The 24,245-nt window shown below is 36.7% G+C and carries 20 protein-coding genes and 8 tRNA genes; 2 read left to right on the top strand and 26 right to left on the bottom strand.

Annotation, left to right across the window (positions count from 1 at the left end; translation table 11 throughout):
- Positions 1–36: 36 nt before the first annotated feature.
- The 14 genes from AC4PG0_RS07350 to AC4PG0_RS07285 form a co-directional block, all read right to left on the bottom strand.
- Positions 37–1,638 carry an amidohydrolase gene (locus AC4PG0_RS07350; RefSeq protein ID WP_492167746.1) on the bottom strand — a complete coding sequence of 534 codons (1,602 nt, stop codon included), beginning with the start codon at positions 1,636–1,638 and terminating at the stop codon, positions 37–39.
- Positions 1,639–1,641: 3 nt separating this feature from the next.
- Positions 1,642–2,883 (bottom strand): MDR family MFS transporter, encoded by a 1,242-nt coding sequence (locus AC4PG0_RS07345; protein ID WP_003763696.1) that lies wholly within the window; start codon positions 2,881–2,883, stop codon positions 1,642–1,644.
- A 199-nt stretch (positions 2,884–3,082) separates the two neighbouring features.
- Positions 3,083–3,694: a hypothetical protein gene (locus AC4PG0_RS07340; protein ID WP_003763700.1), complete on the bottom strand. Its 612-nt coding sequence runs from the start codon at positions 3,692–3,694 to the stop codon at positions 3,083–3,085.
- A 189-nt stretch (positions 3,695–3,883) separates the two neighbouring features.
- Positions 3,884–4,414, bottom strand: a complete 531-nt coding sequence (locus AC4PG0_RS07335) for an HdeD family acid-resistance protein (protein ID WP_492167747.1) — start codon at positions 4,412–4,414, stop codon at positions 3,884–3,886.
- A gap of 14 nt (positions 4,415–4,428) precedes the next feature.
- A complete protein-coding gene (locus tag AC4PG0_RS07330) occupies positions 4,429–5,160 on the bottom strand; it encodes a glucosamine-6-phosphate deaminase (protein ID WP_003770061.1) in 732 nt (243 codons plus the stop codon).
- Positions 5,161–5,203: 43 nt separating this feature from the next.
- Positions 5,204–6,049, bottom strand: a complete 846-nt coding sequence (locus tag AC4PG0_RS07325; protein ID WP_267650118.1) for a Cof-type HAD-IIB family hydrolase — start codon at positions 6,047–6,049, stop codon at positions 5,204–5,206.
- Positions 6,050–6,170: 121 nt separating this feature from the next.
- The gene (locus AC4PG0_RS07320; RefSeq protein WP_010991200.1) at positions 6,171–7,478 is read right to left on the bottom strand and encodes a 6-phospho-alpha-glucosidase; all 1,308 of its coding nucleotides are present in this window, start codon (positions 7,476–7,478) and stop codon (positions 6,171–6,173) included.
- Between the two features lie 21 nt (positions 7,479–7,499).
- Positions 7,500–9,416: a BglG family transcription antiterminator gene (locus AC4PG0_RS07315; RefSeq protein WP_045553990.1), complete on the bottom strand. Its 1,917-nt coding sequence runs from the start codon at positions 9,414–9,416 to the stop codon at positions 7,500–7,502.
- 15 nt (positions 9,417–9,431) lie between these two features.
- Positions 9,432–10,178 carry a carbohydrate deacetylase gene (locus tag AC4PG0_RS07310; protein WP_185505586.1) on the bottom strand — a complete coding sequence of 249 codons (747 nt, stop codon included), beginning with the start codon at positions 10,176–10,178 and terminating at the stop codon, positions 9,432–9,434.
- Between the two features lie 13 nt (positions 10,179–10,191).
- Positions 10,192–10,506, bottom strand: coding sequence for a PTS sugar transporter subunit IIA (locus tag AC4PG0_RS07305; RefSeq protein ID WP_003763713.1), 315 nt, complete (start codon positions 10,504–10,506; stop codon positions 10,192–10,194).
- Positions 10,506–10,862, bottom strand: a complete 357-nt coding sequence (locus AC4PG0_RS07300) for a PTS sugar transporter subunit IIB (protein WP_003763715.1) — start codon at positions 10,860–10,862, stop codon at positions 10,506–10,508. The genes AC4PG0_RS07305 and AC4PG0_RS07300 overlap by 1 nt, the downstream gene beginning before the upstream one ends.
- Positions 10,863–10,880: 18 nt before the next feature.
- The gene (locus AC4PG0_RS07295) at positions 10,881–12,182 is read right to left on the bottom strand and encodes a PTS sugar transporter subunit IIC (protein ID WP_003770072.1); all 1,302 of its coding nucleotides are present in this window, start codon (positions 12,180–12,182) and stop codon (positions 10,881–10,883) included.
- Between the two features lie 154 nt (positions 12,183–12,336).
- Positions 12,337–15,120 carry a YhgE/Pip domain-containing protein gene (locus tag AC4PG0_RS07290; protein ID WP_045553992.1) on the bottom strand — a complete coding sequence of 928 codons (2,784 nt, stop codon included), beginning with the start codon at positions 15,118–15,120 and terminating at the stop codon, positions 12,337–12,339.
- A 33-nt stretch (positions 15,121–15,153) separates the two neighbouring features.
- Positions 15,154–15,624, bottom strand: a complete 471-nt coding sequence (locus AC4PG0_RS07285; RefSeq protein ID WP_003723817.1) for an Rrf2 family transcriptional regulator — start codon at positions 15,622–15,624, stop codon at positions 15,154–15,156.
- Positions 15,625–16,014: 390 nt separating this feature from the next.
- Between AC4PG0_RS07285 and gadC the strand changes: the two genes are divergently transcribed.
- On the top strand, positions 16,015–17,538 hold the full coding sequence (gadC, locus tag AC4PG0_RS07280) for a glutamate/gamma-aminobutyrate antiporter (protein ID WP_033533885.1): 1,524 nt from the start codon (positions 16,015–16,017) through the stop codon (positions 17,536–17,538).
- Between the two features lie 12 nt (positions 17,539–17,550).
- Positions 17,551–18,945 carry a glutamate decarboxylase gene (gene gad, locus AC4PG0_RS07275; RefSeq protein ID WP_270908338.1) on the top strand — a complete coding sequence of 465 codons (1,395 nt, stop codon included), beginning with the start codon at positions 17,551–17,553 and terminating at the stop codon, positions 18,943–18,945.
- An 8-nt stretch (positions 18,946–18,953) separates the two neighbouring features.
- Here the strand turns inward: gad and AC4PG0_RS07270 are convergent, their stop codons facing one another.
- From AC4PG0_RS07270 to AC4PG0_RS07215, 12 genes are all read right to left on the bottom strand, one after another.
- Positions 18,954–20,468, bottom strand: coding sequence for a helix-turn-helix domain-containing protein (locus AC4PG0_RS07270; protein WP_492167748.1), 1,515 nt, complete (start codon positions 20,466–20,468; stop codon positions 18,954–18,956).
- A 128-nt stretch (positions 20,469–20,596) separates the two neighbouring features.
- Complete coding sequence (locus AC4PG0_RS07265) at positions 20,597–21,028, bottom strand: macro domain-containing protein (protein ID WP_492167749.1); 432 nt, start codon at positions 21,026–21,028, stop codon at positions 20,597–20,599.
- 142 nt (positions 21,029–21,170) lie between these two features.
- Complete coding sequence (locus AC4PG0_RS07260) at positions 21,171–21,959, bottom strand: Eco47II family restriction endonuclease (RefSeq protein ID WP_492167750.1); 789 nt, start codon at positions 21,957–21,959, stop codon at positions 21,171–21,173.
- Between the two features lie 14 nt (positions 21,960–21,973).
- Positions 21,974–23,263 carry a DNA (cytosine-5-)-methyltransferase gene (gene dcm, locus AC4PG0_RS07255; RefSeq protein ID WP_492167751.1) on the bottom strand — a complete coding sequence of 430 codons (1,290 nt, stop codon included), beginning with the start codon at positions 23,261–23,263 and terminating at the stop codon, positions 21,974–21,976.
- 178 nt (positions 23,264–23,441) lie between these two features.
- A tRNA-Leu gene (locus AC4PG0_RS07250) sits at positions 23,442–23,525 on the bottom strand.
- Positions 23,526–23,570: 45 nt separating this feature from the next.
- Positions 23,571–23,644, bottom strand: a tRNA-Cys gene (locus AC4PG0_RS07245).
- 19 nt (positions 23,645–23,663) lie between these two features.
- Positions 23,664–23,735 (bottom strand) — tRNA-Gly (locus tag AC4PG0_RS07240).
- 5 nt (positions 23,736–23,740) lie between these two features.
- Positions 23,741–23,812, bottom strand: a tRNA-Gln gene (locus tag AC4PG0_RS07235).
- Between the two features lie 31 nt (positions 23,813–23,843).
- Positions 23,844–23,916: transfer RNA gene (locus AC4PG0_RS07230), tRNA-His, on the bottom strand.
- A 15-nt stretch (positions 23,917–23,931) separates the two neighbouring features.
- Positions 23,932–24,005: transfer RNA gene (locus tag AC4PG0_RS07225), tRNA-Trp, on the bottom strand.
- A 7-nt stretch (positions 24,006–24,012) separates the two neighbouring features.
- Positions 24,013–24,096 (bottom strand) — tRNA-Tyr (locus AC4PG0_RS07220).
- 22 nt (positions 24,097–24,118) lie between these two features.
- A tRNA-Phe gene (locus tag AC4PG0_RS07215) sits at positions 24,119–24,191 on the bottom strand.
- Between the last annotated feature and the right edge of the window lie 54 nt (positions 24,192–24,245).

Here is a 24,245-nt window from a genome sequence, read left to right as displayed (position 1 = left end):
TCGAGAACATCCGTCTCTGTATGGAGTTTTTCGCGTTTACTTACTTTTTTTATAAACTACTTGTTCATTTACAACTGTCATCATAACTTCTAGATGACGAAGATTCGCAGGTTTTATTAGGAAAGGATCTTCTGCTAAAATCGTAAAATCCGCTACAAATCCAGGTGCAATTTGACCACGGGAAGTCGTTTTATAACTTGCAAATGCTGCCCCTTTTGTATAAAGTTCGATTGCTTCATATACGGTAAGTGACTCTTCCGGCCAATATTTCACACCATTCAAATCCGCATTAGCCGTTCTTGTAACAGCTGCATGGATCCCCCAAAACGGATTAGGCACTTCGATCGGAGCATCACTACCTCCAGCTAATGGAAATCCTGCTCGTAAAAGCGAATTCCAAGCAAAGGCAAGTGGCGGATGATTTTCACCAAGCACATCGATAGCCCACGGGAGATCACTAGCCATAAATTGTGGCTGTATATCAAATAATATCGGTAAACCCGCCGCCTCTGCTATTAGTTCCTTTGTAAGCCAAGGTGTGTGAATTAATCTATCGTATTGTCCTTCTTTGGGTGGGTTTGCTCGTAAAGTTCGAATAACATTAGCAAAAGCTTGGTCGCCTAAAATATGAATTGCAACAGGTAAACCCGCTTTTCTTGCTGACTGAACTAAATCCTCAAAAGCCTCATCGGAATGAATTTGTAGTCCTTTTTCATTCGGGTTATCTGCGTATCCCGCACTCATTAGCGCCGTCCGTGAACCAACTGTACCGTCATAGAAAATTTTCATTGCCCCTAATTCTAAAAAGTCGTCGCCACTCATAAAACTTTCTTTAGACGTTGAAAAATTAGCTAGTTCTGCATGGTGAATTAACAAATGTGCGCGAAATGGCAATCCATTTGCTCCCACCGTATTTCGAAAAGCAGCAAAAGTTGATTCAAATCCCTTAAAATAATGTAAGTCTTCCGAATGCGCACCGGTTATACCTTTAGACCATAAATCGGTTATCGCAATTTTTAACCACGCGTTTAATTCAGCAGGTGTCGCCGCCGGAAACGCATCTATAGCAAGCGTTGTCGCATTATCTCTTAAAATACCAGTAAAATTCCCAGCTTTATCACGAACAATTTCACCACCGCCATCAAAACCGTTTTCCGAAAAGTTTTCAATGTGCGCTTTTAAAGCCGAATTAATCGACACACTGTGGTAATCAATCCGTCTAACTAAAATTGGATTGGTTGTACTTACCCCATCCAAATCAGCTAAAGAAATCAATGTTTGTTCATCTGACCATTTATTTTCATCATAACCTTCTACAAACAACCATTCTTCACTTGCAAGCTGCTTTGTTCGTTCAAGAATAAGCGCTAATGCCTCTTTTTTAGTGGTTGTCTGGTTTAAGTTCAGCCGTTCTAAAGCTTGTCCGTACCATAGCAAATGGATATGCGCATCAACAAATCCTGGAAAAACTACTTTACCTTCCAAATCGATTTTTTCATCAATTTCAGTAGCATATTGTTTTTTGAGGTCCGCTACTTCACCCACCGCATGAATTTGACCATTTTTTGTTAATACAGCAGAAACTTGCTCCCCTTCTGCTGTCATTTGATAAAATGTGCCGTTTTCCCATAATTTCATTTTCTATTCCCCCTGATTGATGGAAATTTTCAAGGCAGCTTTTTCTTGTTGATCCTTTTTCTGTAAAATTTGTTGTAAGGTAATGCTAACTAGCGCACATCCGAGTAAAATAAATGCGCCAATGAATAAAGCTTTGATGCCGCCTAAATGTTGAACTACAATCGCTCCTAAAAATGGCGCGAGCATGCGAGCGGCTGTAGCCATTCCGTTCACTAAGCCTTGATATAAACCGGCCGCTCCTTTTGGTGCAAGTTGATAAGCAATGGTTGGAATCGCTGGCCAAGCAAACATTTCGCCCAGTGTTAAGAAAATCATCCCTAACACAAAACCACTATAAACGCTTGCATTCATTGCGACAACAAAAGATAAAATAAATAAGACAATACCGATATATATTTGTGCCAGTAAGTATTTTTTAAATCTATTAACAACTGGAATTAAAACTAATTGCCCCAGTACAATAAGAGCACCGTTTAAACTCCATAAATTACCGTATTCGCTAGAAGTTACGCCTTTTATTTCCGTCATATAAGTAGAAAGATTGGACTGCCACTGCACATGTGGTAATTGGCAGAGTAAGTATGTCAGTAATAATAGCACAAAAGAACATAATGCGAGCTTCGTTGGAAATTCTCGTTTAGCTCCTTTTTTACGATGTTTTGTTTCTACATTAACTTTTTCTGATTTCCAGTCAATTTTGTGGAAGAAAAAGAAAAAATAGCCAGCAAATATAATTGCAAATACAAAAGAACCAATATATACGTGGCTCATTCCTTGTTTTGCTAGTAGACCTGCAAGAAGCGGCCCTACTGCAACCCCGATATTTTGAGCAACATAAATCGCATTAAACCCTGTTCTCCCACCAGTTGGATGCGTTAACCCTGCCGCTGCGTAAAGCCCTGAGAATACCATTCCCATCGCAATACCAACCGCCCATAAATTCCAAATAAAGAACGGAAATCCGTGGAAGAAACATAATGAAGCTGTTGAGAGTACTAATATTATCGTACCAATTGTAAGTGAAATAAAGCCTGAAAAACGGTCAAAAATAAGTCCACCGATAATACTTGAAATAATTCCTACACCTGAATTAATCAACAATACCAATGAAGCATCCGTGGTTGACATACCCAACTCTTGCGTCATATAAATCATATTAAAAGGCCAAATAAATGATAGCCCTGTATATAGTAACACCATTCCAATAATAACAATCCATAAATCCTTTGGTAACCATTTCGTCATTTCCTACACTTTCCCTTCTTAAAAACTAACCTTTTTTAGGTTATCACAACCACGCTCTTTCGAAAAGAAAAAGTTCATCAAAAAACCACCTAGCAAATTTTGCTGGTGGCTAATAAGGGACTGGCAATAATTCCCTATCATGGTTATTCTAAGTGTACTATGAATTGCGTCATTTGTCTGTGAAAATGTTAGAAATATTTTAATTATTTTTTTCTAGTATTAAATCATATTCTAAGTTTCTTAAATAAGAGTGAAATTGAGATACATTTATTTCAAAATAATAGCCTAATTCAAAAAGAATATGTCGCTCTTTCAATTCATTTAATTGGGCAATATAGGACTCTTTGGGAAGTATTTGCATAATCTCTTGACGAAAATACCCTTGTGCGATTTTCCAAGAAGTAGTATGAAGTCTGTCCGGCATTTTTTTAATGAACCATTGGATACAATCCTTTGTTTCCCGTTTCAAAAAGTTCATTTCTATTGCTGTTAGATCTTCCAGCTTCACTTTATCCATGTTTTTCACTATATCAGCAACATATGTTAAAGGAATTTTCCAAGCAACGGTCTTACATAAGGGGTGGATTTTTGTCTTTTCTCGAATAAAACCAAGAACGCTTCCTTTCCCCCAAGAACTATTTTTTTCTGCGTATTGCGTTACGCTGCCTTCATCAATCGCGTAAACAAATTCATTATTTTCAGGACAATCAATAATATCATCCTTGTTCCAATACACCAATTCAGCTACTTCTTGAAACTTCGGATTACTAGTCAAAGTAAAAATCAACTCCGTAGTAAACATTCCCATCATTTATCCCGCCTCCTCAAAATCATTGCGAAATTGCAACTTCTTTAATCATAATAAAAAAAGAGCGAGAGATAAGTTCTTAAAGAACCATCTTCTCGCTTCTTATGTCTATTTTGTGACAGAATTACCACTCCACTTTTAAAAATGTTATATTTTTAACATTTTTATATAAAACAGGATAAAAAATTAGCATTATTTCCGGTGTTCTCCTTTTCTAATAACCCACCAAAGGGATAGACAAGTAATTCCTTGGAAGACGAAAAACAGTCCTAAAATAATTCCGATTGCAATCGCTATTAATGTATTCGTGAACAACGAAATAACAGCAATAACAATTCCTAAAATCCCCATTATGAGCAGTAAAGTCCAGCCCGGGAAACCTTTTACGGCAAAAGCAGTTAAAATTCGTAAAATCGCTGAGGCTAATATCCAAATGGCAAAGATGATAATAAAAATACGTTCGGCCATATTCGATTCAAAAATAGCAAAACCACCTACCAAGATCGATAATATCCCGTCTAGCATAATCCATTTAGAAATGCTCCAATATTTACGTTCGCCAAAGTAAGAAATAACTTCATTAATTCCATTTAGCACTAAAATAATTCCGATAAAAATTGTTAGCGCTTGAAGAGAAGTACTCGGGTTAAACATTAAATAAATGCCAAGCCCAATCATTGCTATGCCGAGAATTAATACAAAGTAAGTATATAATTTCCTCATATTTCCACTCCCTTTTAATGGTTAGTAAGTAAAGATCCGGCTGCCTCATCTATAATAAAGACAACATTCGGGTGGTTTCGTAATATAGAAGCCGGACAATCTACGCTAATAGGACCTTCTAACAACCCTTTAACCGCCTCTGCTTTACGTTCACCAGAAGCTGTTACTAAAATTTGTTTTGCATCCATCATATCCGCAAGTCCCAGTGTAAGCATTTGCGACGGCGCTTCATCTTCGGTTAGATTGTTATACATGATAGTACTTTTAATAGTAGATTCATCGCTATCTGCTAAAAATAAGCGGGCATCAAATGGTGTCCCCGGCTCGTTTGCACCAAGATGTCCATTTACTCCGAGTCCTAAAATTTGTAAATCCCGCTCGTTTTCTTCTAAAATTTTCTTGTAACGAGCAATCTCATCCGTAAAATCATCTAAGCTTCCATCTAATAATTCTACTCTTTTTGGCATTTTGGTTATTAAATCATAAAATTTTTGATGCATATATGTATAGACGGTAAAAGATGCATCTCTTTTAGCCACATATTCATCAAGATTCATTAAAAATACTTTTTCAATCGGGATTTCACCAGCGTTAATTTCTTTTACAAGCCCTGCAAACATTCCATCGAAACTTGCTCCTGTAGTTGTGTTAATGACTGGGTTGTCATTTTCAGTAATTACTTGTTTTACCACTTCGAGAGCTTCTCGTGACATTTCTTCATATGTTTTTGTTTTAATTAATTTCATCAAAAATCCTCCTCCATATTACTCCTTACCCAAACAATATATTCTAAATCAAACCATGTTTTTCGAAGCTTAAATATAATCCATCTTCATCAACCGATTTAGTAACTTCATCAGCAAGGTTTTTCAACTCTTCTTTAGCATTTCCCATCGCAATACCAGTTTCGCAATACGTAAGCATTTCTGCATCATTCATGCCATCGCCAATAGCCATAGTATCTTTTTTATCCGCACCAATATGTTCTAACAGAAACTCAATCGCTGTTGCTTTATGAATATCTGGAACCATCAATTCGCCACTGTCTTCTCCAAAAATTGGAACCGTACAATGTAAGACTTCAAATTTACCACTAAATTCTTTTTTAATTTCTTCAAATGGTACATCTTTGTTTTCTAAAAAACATGCTTTATTAACATCTGAGCGGTAAAGGTTCGTTTCACCGTAAGTTAAACTTTCCATAAACGGATGTGGGTTATTAATTTTTTTCTCACGTGCTATTGGATCATTTTCCACATCGCCGTAAACTAAATTATCTAAGTGGGCTTCTAAGTTTTCACTAGCAAACAATCCACCATTTGATTCCAAATAAAAATCTAAATTCTTTTCATGGAAAAAATCAACCATATGAACGACATCAGCATCTGCTACTTTTTTATGATAAATAGTTTCATTGTCTACTTCGATATAACCCCCACCAGCACCAATAATTCCATCAAATCCAATGGATAAAATTGATTCATAAAGCTCTGGTTTGGACCGACCAGTACATAAATAAACTTGATGCCCATTACTTCTTGCTTTTATTATTGCTTCTCTTGCCGATTCTGGTACAAGCCCATCATCACTCACTAGTGTGCCATCTACGTCTACAAATACTATTTTTTTCGTCATGTAATACCTCTTTTCGTCTGTTAATAGTTTAATTATAGCATTTCTTTCATAGGAAGGCGTTCAATTATATAACAAAAAAACATCGAATAGTAAAAACTGTTACCATTCGATGTTTTTTATTTTATTTTAAAACTGGCCAAAATGCTTTATTTTCAATAATCATTTCATCCAACACTTTTTTAGCTACTGTTGCATTTGGAACTGATTGATTAAGTGTAAATGCTTGTAATGCTTTTTGATAAGAATTTTCAAAGTAAGCATCTACGAGTAATTTTTCTGCTGCAACTTGTGCTTCCATTAAGCCCTTATGGAAATCTCCAATCGCAGGTAAGGCAATAGCTTCTACACCAGTCGCCCCAACATAAGCTGGCACTTCAACAACCGCATCACTGCGTAAATTTGGAATAGAACCTTTATTTTCAACTATCAACATAAAGCGACTTTTCTCGTCATTTAATAGGGATGTAGCAATATCAACAATATATAAACCATGCACGCCAAAGTAGAAATCAAGCACATCTTCTTTTTCTTTATTACGGATTTTATCGGCCATTTCTTGAGTTTTTTGCTCGCGACCGTCCATTACTGTGTTAGCACGCGTATAGTTTGGATCTGCATAATCTACGTACATATCCGGATACAAATAATATTCTAAATAATTATTTGGTAAGTTATCTGGGAAGTTTTGTACCATGAAGCGAATCATATTAAATGCGCGGTTCCAACTTGGATCTTCTTCTTTAATTTCTTGAACTTTTAATTTCTCTAAAAGCTCTGGCATAATATCACGTTTCAATGATTTATCATAAATTTTTGTATACCAACCAAAGTGATTCAAACCGTAGTAAGTTGCGACCCAGTTATCGCGGTCATATCCGTAATTTTTCGCTAGCGTGTCTTCAATACCAATTGTCATATCACAAACATTAATCATTCGAATGCCCGGGAATTGTCTACGTACCGCTTCAGAAATAATTGTTTCCGGATTCGTATAATTTAAAATCCAAGCTTCTGGAGCGTATTTTTGAATAAAGCCAACTAATTCTAAAAGTGGGCCAATGCTGCGAAGTCCATATGAAAATCCACCAAGTCCACATGTTTCTTGGCCGACTAAGCCATGTTTAAGTGGGATTTTCTCATCTTTTTCACGCATTTTAAGTCCACCAACACGAATTTGTGAGAAGATAAAATTAGCGCCAGTAAAGGCTTCTTCTGGGTTTGTTGTCTGAACTAGCTTAATACTTGAAAAGCCTTGTTGTTCTAGCATATATTGCAGAATTAGAAACATGTTTTCATTTCTAGATGCTTCAATATCGTATAAACGGATTTCACTTACTGGAAGTCTTTCTTGTCCATTAAGCACTGCTTGAATAATTCCTGGCGTATAAGTACTTCCACCACCAGCGATAGTAATAATTTGTTTTTGCATGCCTTTCACTCCTTAAAAAACTTACTCATTATTGTTATAAATAGTTTGTAATAACTCCACGCATTCACGATAAGTGCTACATTTGCTTATTTGTTCTACATACGATTTATTAGAAGCTATTAACGATAAAAAATCATTGATTAATGGCGCTTCCGTTCCATCTAATTCTTCAATCATTGGAATCATAATTAGACTAACCTTGTGATTATCCCAGGTAATTGGCTTTTTCATAATGCAAATAAAAATACCACTTTTAATCGCAACATTTTTAATTGGATGAGGTAAAGCAATCCCTGTTGGTATAGCCGTTGAAAATAACTGTTCCCGGCTAAATAATTTTTCTGTAAAACTAGTTGGTACATATCCTTTACTTATACAATATTCACTTAAAAAATCAATTGCATTATATTTCTGATCATATTCATAATTGGTCAAAAATAAATCTTCATGTAAATATTTCTCTTTAATATAAGCAAATTTTTTCATTTTATTAGCTTCTATCGTTGCCGAAAGCTGTTTTTTTATTGTTACTTCTTCAATTAAACCGATATTGTTGGATAAGACAATACACGGGACTTCCGCGGGCAAATCGATTTTTTTAGTAGAAATACACAAATCAACATCTACATTTTCTGATAGTAGTAATTGACACTGTGTATTATCGGTAATCTCTATAACTTCTACGTTTACGGGTCGTAGTACTTCTGCTAATTGCTCTCGTAAGTAATACATCGCAGCTTTACCTTCTAGAACAATGAGTGCAATCCGCACCACTTGGTTAAGTTGATGTTTAGCTTCTATTTTGCGGTAGTATTGGTATAAATACATTACGAGTAGAATAATTTCTTCTTGATTGAGAATTACTCCTAGGCGTTCTAATAACTTTTCTCCGATGAAAATGGCAATATCTAGTAAGTAACTGTACTGCTGCGTGATGATATGTGTCACTTGATTTTTAATGACAATACCTCTTTTAGCCCTCTCAAGTGCGATAAAAATATGTTTTGTCATATCGCTAGTTACTTCTAAATCAGTTGTAAAATCTATGAGATAAACGTGCTTAATTTCTTCAAGAATTAGTAAAATTTCTTGGTAAAGTTCGCCTTCTAAAACCATTTTCGTAGTGACTTGATTTTCAAAATTGTTCATCGCAACAATTTTTTCATATTCAGTCAAAATAAATTGTTTCATTTCAGCAGAAATCCCATAACCCGCTTCCTGCTCTATCGCATCAAAGAGCTCTCTTAAAAACGGGTTATCGATTTCTGTAACCGTTGATTGTTCTGGATGTTTTTTTAAGAAGCCACTGCTATAAATTATTTGCGTTAGTAAGATTGTTTCATCAAAATACTTTAAAACAATCTTATGTTTATTGATTATTTTTGATAATATTTGGTGGATTTTTTCATTATTAATTTCTGGAAAACAATTGGTGATTAAAATCGTTTTTAGCGACTCATCTAGCTTTGCGATGCGGTTTAATAATTCCATTTTCGTAGTTGGTGTGGCACTTATAGCATAAATACCGTCACTAGAATGAATGACTACATCTAAACCTAATAATTGTTCAAAGTAGCCTCGCAACCACTGAATATCACGTTGGATGGTAGATTCTGATGTATATGTTTCGGTTGCATATTCATATATGTCTACTCCATCATCTACAAGTAATTTCTTAATTAATTGCGCCATCCGGTTTTGTTCAAATCCAGCTTCTTCCTCAACGTCAACCGGAAAAGGTTTTTCCATATTATAGGCATATCCTAACTTTTTAGAAGTAAAGATAAAGTCCTCTCCTATATTTTCTTTAATAACACGTATATCATTTCTAATTGTCCTGTCACTTATTTGGAATAAATCCGCTAATTTTTTCCCAAGTAACCAATTATTCTCATTATACAGCGTGCTTAAAATATTTTTTTGACGTTGATTAAGCATTTTTAATCACCTATTTCATTTTTTTGGAATATCATGATAGGAAATTAATTCTACATTATTTTCGTTTAAAAACTGGCGCATTCTCGGTGAAATTAAACTTTCTAATTCATTCGCGCGTGGCGTAGAGAATGTTGAATTTTCCAGAATAAAAGTATCTAGATAACCAGGATGTGTCATGATTTCAACATAATCATAACACAAAATAGAAGCTGCATTGTCATAAATATAGTCTAAGTTATCATATGCACCGTACGGGATTTCAAGCGGCTTTTCCCACATAAATTCGACATGTTCAAAACCTTTTGTATCATGATTTCTAAGTGGTATCCCAATTTCTTCTGCTAGCCTTTTCGCGGCACTCGTAACGGCTGGATAAATATCTGTTGAAAATAAATGGCTATCCAAGTGGCTTGGCTTTTTCTTCATAAACTCCGTAAAACGATGATATTGTGCTTTAAACTCTTGGTAAACCTCTTCTTCGTTGTAAGGATATTCAGGAGTAATAAATTTAGGCTTTATCAATTCGCCGTCTTCATTCACTAAAGTTGCTCCATTTGTTAGAGGTTTACCAAGCGTCAAATTAAGATGCAAGCCAATTCCGAGCATTGGTGTTTTTTTTGATAACTCTACCGCATGTTCAAAAGCTGGCATAGTAACCATTAACGTTGTAGAAGTTAATACACCTAAATTATGCGCATCAATAATTCCATAATTGATAGCTCTTGTGAACCCAAAGTCATCTGCGTTGATAATTAGCTTCATAGCTTTTCTCTCCTTACTTTTCATCTAAACGCTTATACAGATTAAGCACGGATTTAACTAAGTCAGAGTATACAAAAGCATTCATTAGATGATCTTGTGCGTGAATCAGCAGTAAAGAAAGTTCTTTAGAGCTACCGTTTGCTTCTTCTTGAATCAAAGACGTTTGAACATGATGTGCTTCTCTTAAAGATTGATTTGCTTGCTCGATACATGCTTCTGCTTCTGCAAATTCACTTTTTTCAGCGTGTTGAACGGCTTTTAGAAACAAGGAAGACGCATCTCCTGCACTTGATATTATTTTAAAAGATTGTAATTCAGTGCCTTCCATTAGTTTCCCTCCGTCGTAAATGTATTCGTTCCAGCTTCTTTAATTTTTTTAAATGCAGCAATAAGAATTGGTACTGCATTCATATTGCCATAATCTTCTTTATCAATTACTTCTACAGGAACTTTTAACCCGCGTTCTGTTGTAGCTTCTATTACTTGTTCATATGCCATTGATAATTGCGGTCCAAGTAAAACAATAGACACGTTATCTAGGTGGTCAGAATATTCATCTTTCCCCCAAGCTTCAATTGTAATTCCTTTATTCTTAAACTTTTCTGATGCTGCAATAGCCTCTTCCATCTTTTTCACTAAAATGGAGGTGGATAATCCGCCAAAACATACTAACATAATTTTCATGTCTATCGTCCTTTCATACTAAAAATCAAAATCATCTAGACTAGCTTCTTGGTCCCCGCTATTTTCTTGTACAAGCGCTTCTTTTTCAGCAATTTTAAAGAATGGATAGTAAATGAGCGCTGAACAAATCAAGATAAGTCCAAGTACAATAATGTATCTCCAGTCAAAAGATGCAACAATGGCACCGATTGGAACTGGTACATATGGAGAAACCATCGTAAATGGATTCATAAGACCTAGCTTGATTGAGAACCAACCAATTAATGCTGCAATTTGTGGCGCAACCATCATTGGAATAAAGAATCTCGGGTTTAAAACAATCGGAACACCAAACATTACAGGTTCATTAATACTGAAAAATGTTGGAATTAATGCCAATCTACCAAGCGTCTTATAACGTTTAGATTTAGAAAACATCATAATAACAACGAGCGCGCCTGTTACTCCTGCTCCTGTTACCCCAACGATACTCCACATAAAGTCTGGAGTGAAAATAAGCATGGAAGAAAGTGGCTCTCCTTTTGCAAGTGCTGCTGCATTCGCGTCTACGTTTTGGAAAGCTACACTTAACCAAACCGGCGCCATTACAGAATATCCGTGAATACCAAACCACCATAATAATTGCTGGATAAAGATAATCAACATAATTCCAGGTAGCGTGTTTACAAGCGAAGTCAGTGGTGAGAATAACGTTTGAATAAGCTCAACTACGCGAATACCGCTAAGTGATTCAACCCCAAAGCTTAAAATCGCTACGATTAAAACCGAGAATAAAATCGGCCATAAATTTTCAAAAGATCGTAAAATCGGCGTTGGAACACCCTGACCTAAATTAATCGTGAATTTCAATTTATTTTTAAAAATGTGTAGAATTTCTACAGATAATAAACTAATTACTAAAGCTACAAAAATACCTTCGCCGGCAAGATAAGTTACATCACTTCCGCCAGCTTCAAGTGGTCTTACTGCTACTACAACAAAACTCATTAAGGCTGTTACAATCGCCCCAATATCCCACAAATTGCGTTCTTTTGCATAATAATATGCTACGAAAATCGCTACATAAACAGACATCAATCCAAAGGTAGCAAAATGAATCGGGGAGGTAATGTTATTAATATATTCAGCAACAGCAGCAATCCAACTAGGTAGTTTTGGGATTCCTCCTAATTGCTGGAACAATACCGGGACTGCACCAACTAAAGTTATTGGAACAAGTGCCATCATTCCTTGACGTATTGCCTTCATCTGGGTGTTACTTTCTAATACTTTTGCAAATGGTAATAGCCATTTTGACAGAAATCGTTCTAATGCTTTCATTAATTTTCATTTCCTTTCACTAAGCTGTTATACGTTCATGATAGCGCATACAAAAATACCTCACAATTAATCTTATTTCCTAAGCATAGGAAATCCTTTTTAATACAAAAAAATCCCTATAAAGTAATTGCTACTTTATAGGGATTTTGCTATTTTAGTTTTCTAAAGCCATTAATTTTTGATTATCATCAAGTGCTGATTCATGTGCATCATGGCGTTTTTTCAAGTGACTCATGGATAGATATAGTAAACCGATACATGCGATCATGATGATTGTAAGAACGAGCATTGACATACTATATACATTTGGTCCCATACCTGCTGCCAGTGACTCTCTAAACGCATAAATCGAGTAAGTCATTGGTAAGAACGGATGGATTAAATTGAAGAACCATCCAGTAAGTGGCATTGGGAATGTTCCGCCTGAACCCGCTAATTGAACAATGAGTAATACCATCGCGATAAATCGACCTGGATTATCAAATGTCATTGCAAGAAGCATGATAAGGAACATGTAAGCAAGAGCTGTAATAATCGCTGTTCCAAAGAACTCAACGATATTATCTGGTCTTAATCCTAACGCTATCATGATGCCACCTTCTAGAAGAGCCATCGCAACTGCTGCGACAAAACCAAGTGATAGTTTACTTAACCACCATTTGTAAGCTGGTTGACCTTCCATTGAAACACGTCTAATTGGCATAATGAAGTTAAATACAAGTGCGCCAACATATAGAGCAAGTGACAATACATATGGTGCTAATGCATGTCCGTAGTTACTTACGTGTGTATATTCATTATGTGCGAGTTTTGTTGGAGCAGCAATCATGTTAAATGTTTTGTCTGTTGCTTTTGTATCTTTCACTTGTTGCGCACCATCTGCTAGTTTGTCTGTTAATTCTGTGCTACCGTCTGTTAATTTAGTTAGTCCATCACCTAATTGGAAGGAACCGTTCGCTAGTTTAGAAGAACCATCAGCAATTTTAGAAGATCCGTCTGCTAGTTGTCCTACGCCTGAAACTAGTTTTGGTGAGTTAGCTGATAATTGGTTTAAACCGCCTGCTAATTGGCTTGAACCTGCTTGTAGTTGATTTACGCCTCCAGCAAGTGTTGGAACTTTAGCAGCTAATTGGTTTGTTCCGCCTTGTAACTCTTTTGCACCTGAACGTAATGCGTCTGAATTGCTTGCAAGTTTATTACTTCCATCATTTAACTGACTTAAGCCGTTTTCCATATTTGAACTACCGGCAGCAAGTTGTCCTACGCCTGAAGTTAAAGTTGGGATTTGGTTGTTAAGTTCATTTGTTCCTGCAACTAATTTTGCATTGCCGGCTTGAGCTGATTTTAGTCCAGCTGTTAACTGGTTCGCGCCACCGAGTAAAGTTTGACTGCCTGAACCATTGATTGCTTGATGGATACCATTAAATGCTTCTGTAGTTCCACCATGAACCGCTTTATAACCAGCTGAAATTTTCGCTACGCCAGTTTGCAATTCAGTTACTTGTGTTTGAATTGCCGCTAAATCAAGACCTGATAAGCCGCTTTGTAGTTTTTCTACAGTCGCTACTTGAGTGGCAGATTTTTGTGATTCTTTGTCTAAATCAGCTTGAATTGCATCAATAATTTTTTGTTTATCTTCTGCGCTCACACCGTTTGTTGCATTAATTTTTGCTTTAATTGCTTCGGCATCGAAGTTCGCATTGGATTTAATAAAAGTTAAACCATTTTGTAAATCAGTTAAGCTTTTTTGAAGAGCTTGTAGTTGTTTTGCGAGTGCTGCATCTTCACCGTTTACGTTTTGATTTAATTGGTCGATACCTTGTTGTAAATCATTCATACCTTGTTTTAATTGAGCTATTTTACCTTGGCTATTAGTTAAATTACCATCTAGTTCTTTTAATCCTGCTGAAAGTTTATTACTACCATCAACTAGTGAATTTAAGCCAGTTGCCAGGCTTTTTTGACCGTTGTTTAATTGCGTTACACCAGATGCAAGAGCTGGTACGCTGCCATTCATTTTGTTTAAACCATCAGATAGGGCAGTAGAACCATTGTATGCTTGGTTAATTCCACCAGAAAGTGTATCTACGCCTGATGTATAAGTCGAAACTCCGCTTGATAATTTTGTTGCTCCACCATCAAGTGCAGCCACACCGTCTTTAAGTGGTCCTACACCAGCAGCAAGCGTTGAAACACCAGCATTTAGTTTATCGCCACCAGCGGCCGCAGTATTCACGCCATCTGTGTAAGTTTTTAAACCAACTTCTAACGTATTAGCGCCATCTTTGAACGTTAAAGAGCTATCTGCGAGCGTTTTTAAATTAGTAGAAATCGTTTTATTACCTTCTTGTGATTTCACGAGACCATCTTTAATTTTTCCAGAGCCATCAGCGGCTTGGGCGAACCCGTCACCAGACTCTTTAATTTTATCAAAAATTGCTTCCGCGTATGATTTTGTTACCTCAGCGGAAACCTCGCTTTTCAGTTGTTTGGCTCCTTGTTCACTCACGACTTGACCTAAATAGTTAAGCGAGCCGTTTGTTTTATAGGATAATTCCATTTTTTTCGGATCTTTATCTAAAACGGATGCTGCATTTTTAGAGAAATCTTTTGGAATTGTGACAACCATATAATATTTGCCATCTTTTAAGCCTTGTTCAGCGTCTTCTTTGGAAAGGAAATTCCAATCGAGTTCTTTGTTGCTTTTCAGTTTGGTTACTAACTGATCGCCAACATCCATTGTTTGACCGTTATAATCAACCGGTTTGTCATTGTTAACTACCGCTACTGGTAAATCCCCTGTTTTGCCGTACGGATCCCAGACGGATTTTAAGAAAAAGCTTGCATATAAAAGTGGAATAAACAGAATAACTACAAATGATAAAAGTAGTATTTTGTTTTTAAATAATTTTTTCCACTCATTTTTTACCATATCCATTTTATTACCGCACTTCTTTCTTTTAAAGATTTATTACGCTTCGTTCCAATCTATGATAGTGGTTCGTTCTTTCCCAATAACTTGCTCTACTAAAACAGATAATTTTTGTGAGTATAAATAATTAGCGTATTCTTTATCAGCGTTTCTAAAAGCACTTGTAATGGTGTGAATACCGGACTCTGCAAATTCGTGATAGTCAGAGAAAACAGTGTGGATTAAGTCGGAATCTGGGTATGTATCAATTTTCCCTTCCACTGCTTCTACAATGTCCAGCAAATTAATTTCTTCAGGGTCTTTAGCAAGCGTGAAACCACCGTTATTCCCCGAAACTGAATTAATCAGCCCGCTAACGACTAGCTTCCTCAAAATTTTACTAATATAAGACGGCGACGAATCACGCAATCGGTGATGAATAGTTACGGAAGAAATGGGAACATCTACCTTCTGGGTGTACAACATCGTCATAATACAAAAAACCTGATCCATACTTTTGCTCAACTTCATAATAAAAATCCTCCCTCTTCCCATTATTACCTTTCAATATCCTTAATGGACATTCAACATCTATATACAATACACCCATTTTTTTTAAAGTGCAAGAGTTTTTTACTGAAAATGGAAAAAAATTTAATGAATGCGTTTGCCGTGAATAAAACAACCGCAAGTACTGTCTCAAAAATTTTCCTTAGCTAAGAAAAAAACTGGAATAATTTTCGAAAACAAACGTGCTAATCTTATACATGTTCCAACAAACAATGACTTAGGAGGTGCTTTTCTCGTGTTAACTGATGATGTTCCAAAAAAATCACATTTACCATTAATTAAGCATCATTCTAATTATCTATAGCTTAGTTTAGCAGTATTCGCAAACAAAATTTATGGAGGTAATACACAATGTCTAAACAAGCAAAGTCTTTAACCTTATTCGGATTTTTTGCCATTACGGCTTCGATGGTTATGACAGTTTATGAATATCCAACATTTGCCACTTCCGGCTTTCATCTCGTATTTTTCTTACTTCTTGGCGGATTTTTATGGTTTTTGCCTGTCGCTTTATGTGCAGCAGAAATGGCGACAGTTGATGGATGGCAAGAAGGCGGTATTTTTTCTTGGGTCGGTAACACGCTCGGGGAACGTTTTGGTTTTGCCGCAATCTTCTTTCAGTGGTTTCAAATAACGGTCGGATTCGTGACAATGATTTACTTTATTCTCGGTGCGCTATCGTATGTATTTGATTTTCCCGCGCTCGAATCGAACCCTTTTATTAAATTTATCGGCGTTTTAATCATTTTTTGGGGCCTTACTTTTTCTCAACTGGGTGGTACGAAAAACACTGCTAAAATCGCGAAATTTGGTTTTATTATCGGTATTCTCATCCCAGCAATCATTTTATTTATCTTAGGTATTGCTTATGTTGCTGGCGGAAATCCACTTCATGTCACTTTTTCCAAAGAGGCGTTTATTCCGGATTTCTCAAAAGCTTCAACATTAGTCATCTTCGTGTCATTTATTCTCGCTTACATGGGTGTTGAAGCTTCCGCGAGCCACGTAAATGAAATGACCAATCCAAAACGCGATTATCCACTAGCAATGATTATGCTCGTTATTTTAGCCATCGCGCTAAATACAATCGGCGGCTTAACAATTTCCGCTGTGTTACCTTTAAAAGATTTATCACTTAGCTCCGGCGTCGTGCAAACATTCCAAGCATTAATTTTACATTTTGGTTCCGGCTTAGGTTGGGCAGTAAAACTGATTGCCATCATGATCGCACTAGGTGTCATGGGTGAAGTCAGCGCCTGGGTAGTTGGCCCGTCCCGCGGAATGTATACTGCAGCAGAACAAGGCTTACTTCCTGAAAAAATGAAAAAAGTAAATAAACACGGAGTCCCTGTTCCACTTATTATGGTTCAAGGTGTCGTCGTTACTATTTGGGCAGCTATTCTCACATTTGGTGGTGGCGGTAATAATTTATCATTCCTAACTGCGATTTCCTTAACAGTGGTCATTTATTTAGTCGGCTATTTACTTTTTTTCATCGGTTACTTAGTACTTATTTTCAAAAAATCGAGCTTAAAACGTACCTACCAAATCCCTGGTGGCAAAATTGTTAAAGTGATTGTAGCGCTAATTGGCTTAGTAACATCCATTTTCGCTTTATGTATCTCTTTTGTTCCACCAGCATCCATCGCCGCAAAAAGCGATACGACATACATGGTTATCTTATCAATCAGCTTTATCGTCACCGTACTAATTCCATTCATCATCTACGCTGTGCACGATAAAAAAGACATCTCACCGAAAGATATTACACATTTAGACTCAAGCGACATCAATAAATTCACCCACCCAAGAGCTCGCGGCGAACACATTATTAACCCTGATGATAAACATATTATGAATCAAGACAAATTATAGGAGGAAAAAATCATGTTATATAGTAAAGAAAATAAAGAAAGTTATTTAGAACCAGTTTTCGGATCAAGTGCAGAGGATCGTGATATTCCTAAATATACCCTTGCGAAAGAACCTCTCGAACCTCGTATTGCATATCGTTTAGTAAAAGACGAACTTTTAGATGAAGGTTCCGCCCGCCAAAACCTAGCGACCTTCTGCCAAACATATATGGAAGACGAAGCAACCAAATTAATGTCTGAAACCTTAGAAAAAAATGCGATTGATAAATCAGAATATCCGCGAACAGCTGAACTAGAAAATCGTTGCGTGAATATTATCGCTGACTTATGGCATGCACCTAAAGATCAAAAATTCATGGGAACTTCCACAATCGGCTCTAGTGAAGCGTGTATGCTTGGCGGAATGGCAATGAAATTTGCTTGGAGAAAACGTGCGGAAAAACTTGGCTTAGATATTTATGCGCAAAAACCAAACCTCGTTATCTCTTCTGGCTATCAAGTATGCTGGGAAAAATTCTGTGTCTACTGGGATATCGATATGCGCGTTGTTCCAATGGATAAAGACCACATGCAACTCAATACCGACCAAGTACTTGATTACGTAGACGAATATACAATCGGGGTTGTCGGCATCCTCGGCATCACTTACACAGGCCGCTACGATGACATCTACGCACTTAACGAAAAATTAGAAGAATATAATAGCAAAACAGATTATAAAGTCTACATTCACGTCGATGCAGCAAGTGGCGGATTCTTCACACCATTTGTCGAACCCGATATCATCTGGGACTTCCGCTTGAAAAACGTTATCTCCATTAATACTTCTGGTCACAAATACGGCCTCGTTTATCCAGGTATCGGTTGGGTCTTGTGGAAAGATGAAAGCTACTTACCAGAAGAACTCATCTTTAAAGTCAGCTATCTTGGCGGAGAAATGCCAACCATGCAAATCAATTTCTCCCGTAGCGCCAGCCACATCATCGGTCAATACTACAATTTCTTACGCTACGGCTTCGAAGGCTACCGCACCATTCACCAAAAAACAAGCGATGTCGCACAATACCTTGCCCACGCAGTCGAACAAACCGGCTACTTCGATATATACAACGACGGCTCCCATTTACCAATCGTTTGCTATAAATTAAAAGATAATGCCAATGTAAAATGGACATTATATGATTTAGCGGACCGCCTCCAAATGCGCGGCTGGCAAGTTCCCGCATACCCACTACCAAAAAACTTAGAAAACATCATCATCCAACGTTACGTCTGCCGCGCTGACCTCGGTTTCAACATGGCAGAAGAATTCATCCAAGATTTCCAAGCCTCTATTCAAGAACTAAACAACGCCCACATTCTCTTCCACGATACCCAACAATCCGGCGTCCACGGCTTCACACATTAATAAAAAGGCTAGCCTCTCAAATAGGCTAGCCTTTTTTCATGTTCTTTTCTTCTAAGCAACTGAATCGCATTTTCCACATCTATTAAATCCCGGTCAAAAAAAGCCAGCGAAACCGGAATAACAGTCTCTTGCACCGCCTCTTTCAATTCCATTTCGCAGTTCGGGTGACAAAGCACAATCGTCGGCTCATCTATTTCCGCCAAAACCTCATTTAACTCCCTCGTCGAATTAAACATCGTCTCATGCACCTTCACCTTCCGCCCAAGTTCCTGCTCCACCTGAAACTTACATGACTCAAAATTAATCAAATTAAACGAGAAAATACAGATTTGCACTGGATTATTCCATTTATAAATAAGCGGATATAAGTGAATCGTCAAATAATTAATATGCGAGTCAATTAACATTGCACGATGCCCACTGATTTCATTCCAACGCTCAAGAACATTTTTCACAACCAAATAAAGCGGCTGATATTTTTTATCCAACAACCTCTCATTACTCGGAATAAGACCTTGCAAATTAAATAACGTCTTCTTCAAAAAATAACAAAGCGCTGCCCGAAATAACGAGTGATTAACCACTTCTGACCCAAAATATTCCTCAAACAAATCTATTAAAGACTGTAAATCAGCATTTTTCAATATCAATTCATTAAATTGCTCCAATTCCACCTTTTTCATAGAAGCATCAATAATACTGAAATTAGTCGAATAATAAATCAACATTAAATACAAATAATCATTATACGAAAATACCAAGTCAAGCTCTTTTTCCAGCGTTTCTTTACAACTTTTGCGAACCATAACAAGAAATCTTGAAGACTCAATATATTTCTGGCACTGCTCATCTAAAATAATCGCGCTCGTCGGAATATCCCTTTTAAAAACCATCGAAATAAGCGACCTAAAATACTCGTGACCTTCCGCATTATGCGCTAGTGCATCAATATTGATCCGTAAATTCAAAGTAGCCATAAAATCATCAATTATTTTCTTCTCATGATCCAGTAACGGATAAATACTAACACCATATTCTGCTTGAAGAAGCGCAATCAAATAACGAACCCGGTACTCCTTTCCAGTAATCCGATTATTTTCAAGCGATAAATCAATATCCCTCAGAAACTCCTCCACCTTATGTTTCAAACGATACGCATGCGAATGAGAAATAAAATATTCATCCATAAAATCGGTAAACTTGCGCTCCTCTACATTCGTAACAAAAAACGCCAAACACTTCAAAAACATCGAGTTATCATAAAGCTTATATAAAACTTGCCGCTCAGTTGCTCCGTATTGTAGCTGGCACTGATAAATCCAATCATCTGCACTTTCTTTCATCTGAATACTAATTAAGCCATCCAATTCTTCATTCAAAGCATGAATATCCGACCGCACCGTCACCCGCGAAGTCCCCATATATTCCGCCATTTCATCTAAATTCGTATGCTTATTCTTCAGCAAGAAATCACAAATCAAACATTTTCTCTTAATATCCTTTTCGATATAATTCGTAAGCATAGCTATCCTCTCCGTGAAAAATTAATCAATAGTATCTATCAATTTCCTCCTTGTTAAAACAATCACATATAAATGCAAATAATTCCATTCTTAATCAAAATCATAAATATACACTTCGATATCATTTTCTATAAGTTTTTTCTGATAATAGGTTCAATAATTTCCCATTTCCCACCAGCTAGCCCACATCCAATTCTCGGCATATGAATACTCGCTTGTTGCTCTTTCGCTATTTCACTTAATTTTTCTAAGCAGCTTTCCACCGCTTCATATCGAATCGGCGCACCTTTGGAGCCTGTTTTTGTTCCTTTCTGACCAATCATATTGCAAATACTTATATAATCAGTCACTGGAATTAGTTGAACTTCTCCCAGTTTAAAATCATTCTTATCCTTGTACCATTTTCTATAAGCTTTCTCAGGCTCTTTCCACTTTCGAGAAATAGCTAAAACAAAGCCCTTTCCCCAACCACCTACATCATTACAAATATGTGCAATAATTTTATTTCCTTTAGCCATGGGATTTGTTGCATCGCCTTTTAAATAAGTAATCTGCGTCATTTCGTCACCTCTGTAAATTTTTTATGTATAGTTTAACTCATTAATTACTTTTTGCAATTTGCGCGCAACATAACATTAAAATCTGCTGCTATACAAAATACAATTGGCTCTTCCCTGCCTGACAAAAGGAACTCTTTAATACTTAAGGCTGCTTAAACCCTGAGTAATCCTCAAATCCAAGCATATATATGGCTAACACAAAAGAAATATCCTTCTCTGCTGACATTTCTAGTAACTCATTGAATACTATATCTTTTGGCGCGGCAACATCTGTAGAATTAGAAAGTACTTTAGCAATTATACTTGGAAGTGTCATGCATAACTGATAAAAAGCATCCTCCTCACCAGTTACTAATGAATAGAATTGATCCATGCTTACACGCCTAATCAATTTATGTTGTACTTTTTGTTTGTCAACAGTTGCAACCCATTTGATATTTTGAGATTTCTTCGCAATCGCCTCCACAAGATAACAAGCACATTCATCATCTTGTAAAACTTGATTTTGCATTTTGATATAGGTCTTTGCAGCAGAGGAAGAATTCATAGTATTATGTTTATTCTTCATTTCAACATAGATTTTATTAACTTTATTCCCATCAGGTATATCACTTCCAATTTTGTTAGTATATATAACGTCCCATCCTTTACTTGGAACAACGCAACCTTCTATATATTGAAATATATTTTGATGAAAATAACCTATATCATTATTACTTGATTTATCTCTTTGACGTAAAATCTCATTTTTAATAATTTCTTCCCAAGACATTTGGTAAACATTCTTGTCAAAAATCAGTTTTATAGGATCAATAATATTATTGTTAAATTTCTTTAGATCAAATGGTTTTAACTTTTCACCATATTTTTTTATAGTTTCTTTAACATGAAATGTTAGCTGTTCTTCAGAAATAAATGTAAGATTCCACATAGTTTTCCCTCCTATTAGTTTTCAAATTGATTTAGATAGTTAATAACAGATTTACCAATGTATGTAGCTAAATTCACTGGTACTGCATTTCCAATTTGCTTATAAACAGCCCCAACTCCACCACTAAATTCCCAATCATCTGGAAAAGACTGAATTCGGGCATATTCACTAGTAGTAAATGGACGAGTTTCATCAGGGTGGCAACGCTCAGTTTGCTTTTGACTTGGTGATGTAGTCAAAGTTAGACTAGGTTCTAACCAACTTAACCTTCTAGCCATCCCTCTTTTACCTCCACCAGAATACCAACTTGCCCCCATATACTTCTTAGCAATATCCTCAGGTAAATTTATCCATGACCCCCCTGGTGGAACTAAATTCATAACAGCTTTCTTAGTTTCAGAATATTCCATCCCTACACTTTTAGGAACGTTACACAATATATCTTTAAGAACTGGTTTATAAGGCTGTTTTTCTGGAAAAACATAAGGATACTTTTCTTTAGAAACTAAATCATTTCTAATTCCTATAATTACAATTCTTTCTCTCTTCTGAGCTACATCGTAATTCCAAGCATTTAGAACATTCCAATATACTTTATAGCCTTCTTTTTGAAATACTTTTAGCATAGTATCCAGTGTTTTACCTTTATCGTGATTAACTAAACCTTTAACATTTTCAGCAATAAAAACTTTAGGTTTTAAATCAGCTAAAATTCTACTATAGGGATAAAACAAGGTACCTCTTGTATCTCCAAATCCTTCTCTTTGTCCAGCATAACTAAACGATTGACATGGATAACCTCCGCTTAAAACATCTACTTCATTAGCCTTGATATAATTCTTAATTCCATTGTTAGATATCTCTTCAATATCACCTTCAAATACTTTCCAGGATGGCCTATTTTTTCTTAATGTTTCTGCTGCATGCTTGTCAAGTTCTATAAGTCCTGCTGATTTGAAACCAGATTTTTCTAATCCTAAAGCTAATCCACCAGCACCAGCGAACGTTTCTAAAATACTATAATCTCTTTTAGGAATGACATCCTTCACATTACCAAACTTTTCTAATCGAAAATCATACCTATTAAATTCATTTTCTTCATTTTCTTCGCTAAGTAAATCAGTTACAGACGCATTCAATACCTCAGCCAACTTTGCTACTCTAGTTCTAACGGGATTATAATTAGAGGAAAACATAGATGAAAGTTGGCTCTTGCTAATCCCTACTTCCTTAGCTAATTCTTCCTGAGTACTTATATTTAGATCTTGCATTCTTAACAAAATTTTATACTTATCTAATTTCATTTTCCAACCTCCATTAATCACAGTACAGTTCATTATATATTAAACTTCTCTGCCTGTAAATAATTAAGGCATATTTAATAAACTTTTTAGCTTTCCTTGTCACATATAATTCCCTATCACTGAACCATTAATAAACAAAAAAAACATCAACGCATGATGTACGTTGATGTTCTAAGTATACCGGCGGCCGGGGTCGAACCGGCACGCCCTTGCGGGCACAGGATTTTGAGTCCAGCGCGTCTGCCAATTCCGCCACGCCGGCGTAACAATATAATAAATTATAACTTTAAAACATTAATTATGCAAATGGAGGCGCCAACCGGATTTGAACCGGTGATAAAGGTTTTGCAGACCTCTGCCTTACCACTTGGCTATGGCGCCGTACAATGTTCAATTTAAAAGCGGAAGACGGGGTTCGAACCCGCGACCCCCACCTTGGCAAGGTGATGTTCTACCGCTGAACTACTTCCGCATTAACTGGGCCAGCTGGATTCGAACCAACGCATGACGGAGTCAAAGTCCGTTGCCTTACCGCTTGGCTATGGCCCAACAATTATAATAGTTTTATAAAAACAAAAAGGGCGGATGATGGGAATCGAACCCACGAATGCCTGAACCACAATCAGGTGCGTTAACCACTTCGCCACATCCGCCATTATTTTAATATATGGCAGGGGCAGTAGGAATCGAACCCACACTGGAGGTTTTGGAGACCTCAGTTCTACCTTTAAACTATGCCCCTATAATAATGGTGGAGGGGAGTGGATTCGAACCACCGAACCCGAAGGAGCGGATTTACAGTCCGCCGCGTTTAGCCACTTCGCTACCCCTCCATATTAAATAAAAGAAAAAAAGTGGCTTGGGACAGAATCGAACTGCCGACACCTTGAGCTTCAATCAAGTGCTCTACCAACTGAGCTACCAAGCCATAATGGCGGTCCCGACGGGATTTGAACCCGCGATCTCCTGCGTGACAGGCAGG

Source organism: Listeria sp. MAN/IMW/UF464 (assembly GCF_058683955.1).
The sequence above is the reverse complement of the archived record's forward strand: the minus strand, read 5'-3'. Positions and strand labels throughout refer to the sequence as shown.

Bases quoted from the DNA above. Each gene is read 5' to 3' on its own strand.
- AC4PG0_RS07295 (WP_003770072.1), bottom strand. From the start codon at position 12,182: ATGAAAGCATTAGAACGATTTCTGTCAAAATGGCTATTACCATTTGCA.
- AC4PG0_RS07290 (WP_045553992.1), bottom strand. From the start codon at position 15,120: ATGGATATGGTAAAAAATGAGTGGAAAAAATTATTTAAAAACAAAATA.
- AC4PG0_RS07285 (WP_003723817.1), bottom strand. From the start codon at position 15,624: ATGAAGTTGAGCAAAAGTATGGATCAGGTTTTTTGTATTATGACGATG.
- AC4PG0_RS07270 (WP_492167748.1), bottom strand. From the start codon at position 20,468: ATGCTTACGAATTATATCGAAAAGGATATTAAGAGAAAATGTTTGATT.
- AC4PG0_RS07260 (WP_492167750.1), bottom strand. From the start codon at position 21,959: ATGTGGAATCTTACATTTATTTCTGAAGAACAGCTAACATTTCATGTT.
- AC4PG0_RS07310 (WP_185505586.1), bottom strand. From the start codon at position 10,178: ATGAAGCTAATTATCAACGCAGATGACTTTGGGTTCACAAGAGCTATC.
- AC4PG0_RS07325 (WP_267650118.1), bottom strand. From the start codon at position 6,049: ATGACGAAAAAAATAGTATTTGTAGACGTAGATGGCACACTAGTGAGT.
- gad (WP_270908338.1), top strand. From the start codon at position 17,551: ATGTTATATAGTAAAGAAAATAAAGAAAGTTATTTAGAACCAGTTTTC.
- AC4PG0_RS07340 (WP_003763700.1), bottom strand. From the start codon at position 3,694: ATGATGGGAATGTTTACTACGGAGTTGATTTTTACTTTGACTAGTAAT.
- AC4PG0_RS07320 (WP_010991200.1), bottom strand. From the start codon at position 7,478: ATGCAAAAACAAATTATTACTATCGCTGGTGGTGGAAGTACTTATACG.
- AC4PG0_RS07330 (WP_003770061.1), bottom strand. From the start codon at position 5,160: ATGAAATTAATTAAAACAAAAACATATGAAGAAATGTCACGAGAAGCT.
- AC4PG0_RS07265 (WP_492167749.1), bottom strand. From the start codon at position 21,028: ATGACGCAGATTACTTATTTAAAAGGCGATGCAACAAATCCCATGGCT.
- AC4PG0_RS07315 (WP_045553990.1), bottom strand. From the start codon at position 9,416: ATGCTTAATCAACGTCAAAAAAATATTTTAAGCACGCTGTATAATGAG.
- AC4PG0_RS07305 (WP_003763713.1), bottom strand. From the start codon at position 10,506: ATGGAAGGCACTGAATTACAATCTTTTAAAATAATATCAAGTGCAGGA.
- AC4PG0_RS07300 (WP_003763715.1), bottom strand. From the start codon at position 10,862: ATGAAAATTATGTTAGTATGTTTTGGCGGATTATCCACCTCCATTTTA.
- AC4PG0_RS07335 (WP_492167747.1), bottom strand. From the start codon at position 4,414: ATGAGGAAATTATATACTTACTTTGTATTAATTCTCGGCATAGCAATG.
- AC4PG0_RS07345 (WP_003763696.1), bottom strand. From the start codon at position 2,883: ATGACGAAATGGTTACCAAAGGATTTATGGATTGTTATTATTGGAATG.
- gadC (WP_033533885.1), top strand. From the start codon at position 16,015: ATGTCTAAACAAGCAAAGTCTTTAACCTTATTCGGATTTTTTGCCATT.
- AC4PG0_RS07350 (WP_492167746.1), bottom strand. From the start codon at position 1,638: ATGAAATTATGGGAAAACGGCACATTTTATCAAATGACAGCAGAAGGG.
- dcm (WP_492167751.1), bottom strand. From the start codon at position 23,263: ATGAAATTAGATAAGTATAAAATTTTGTTAAGAATGCAAGATCTAAAT.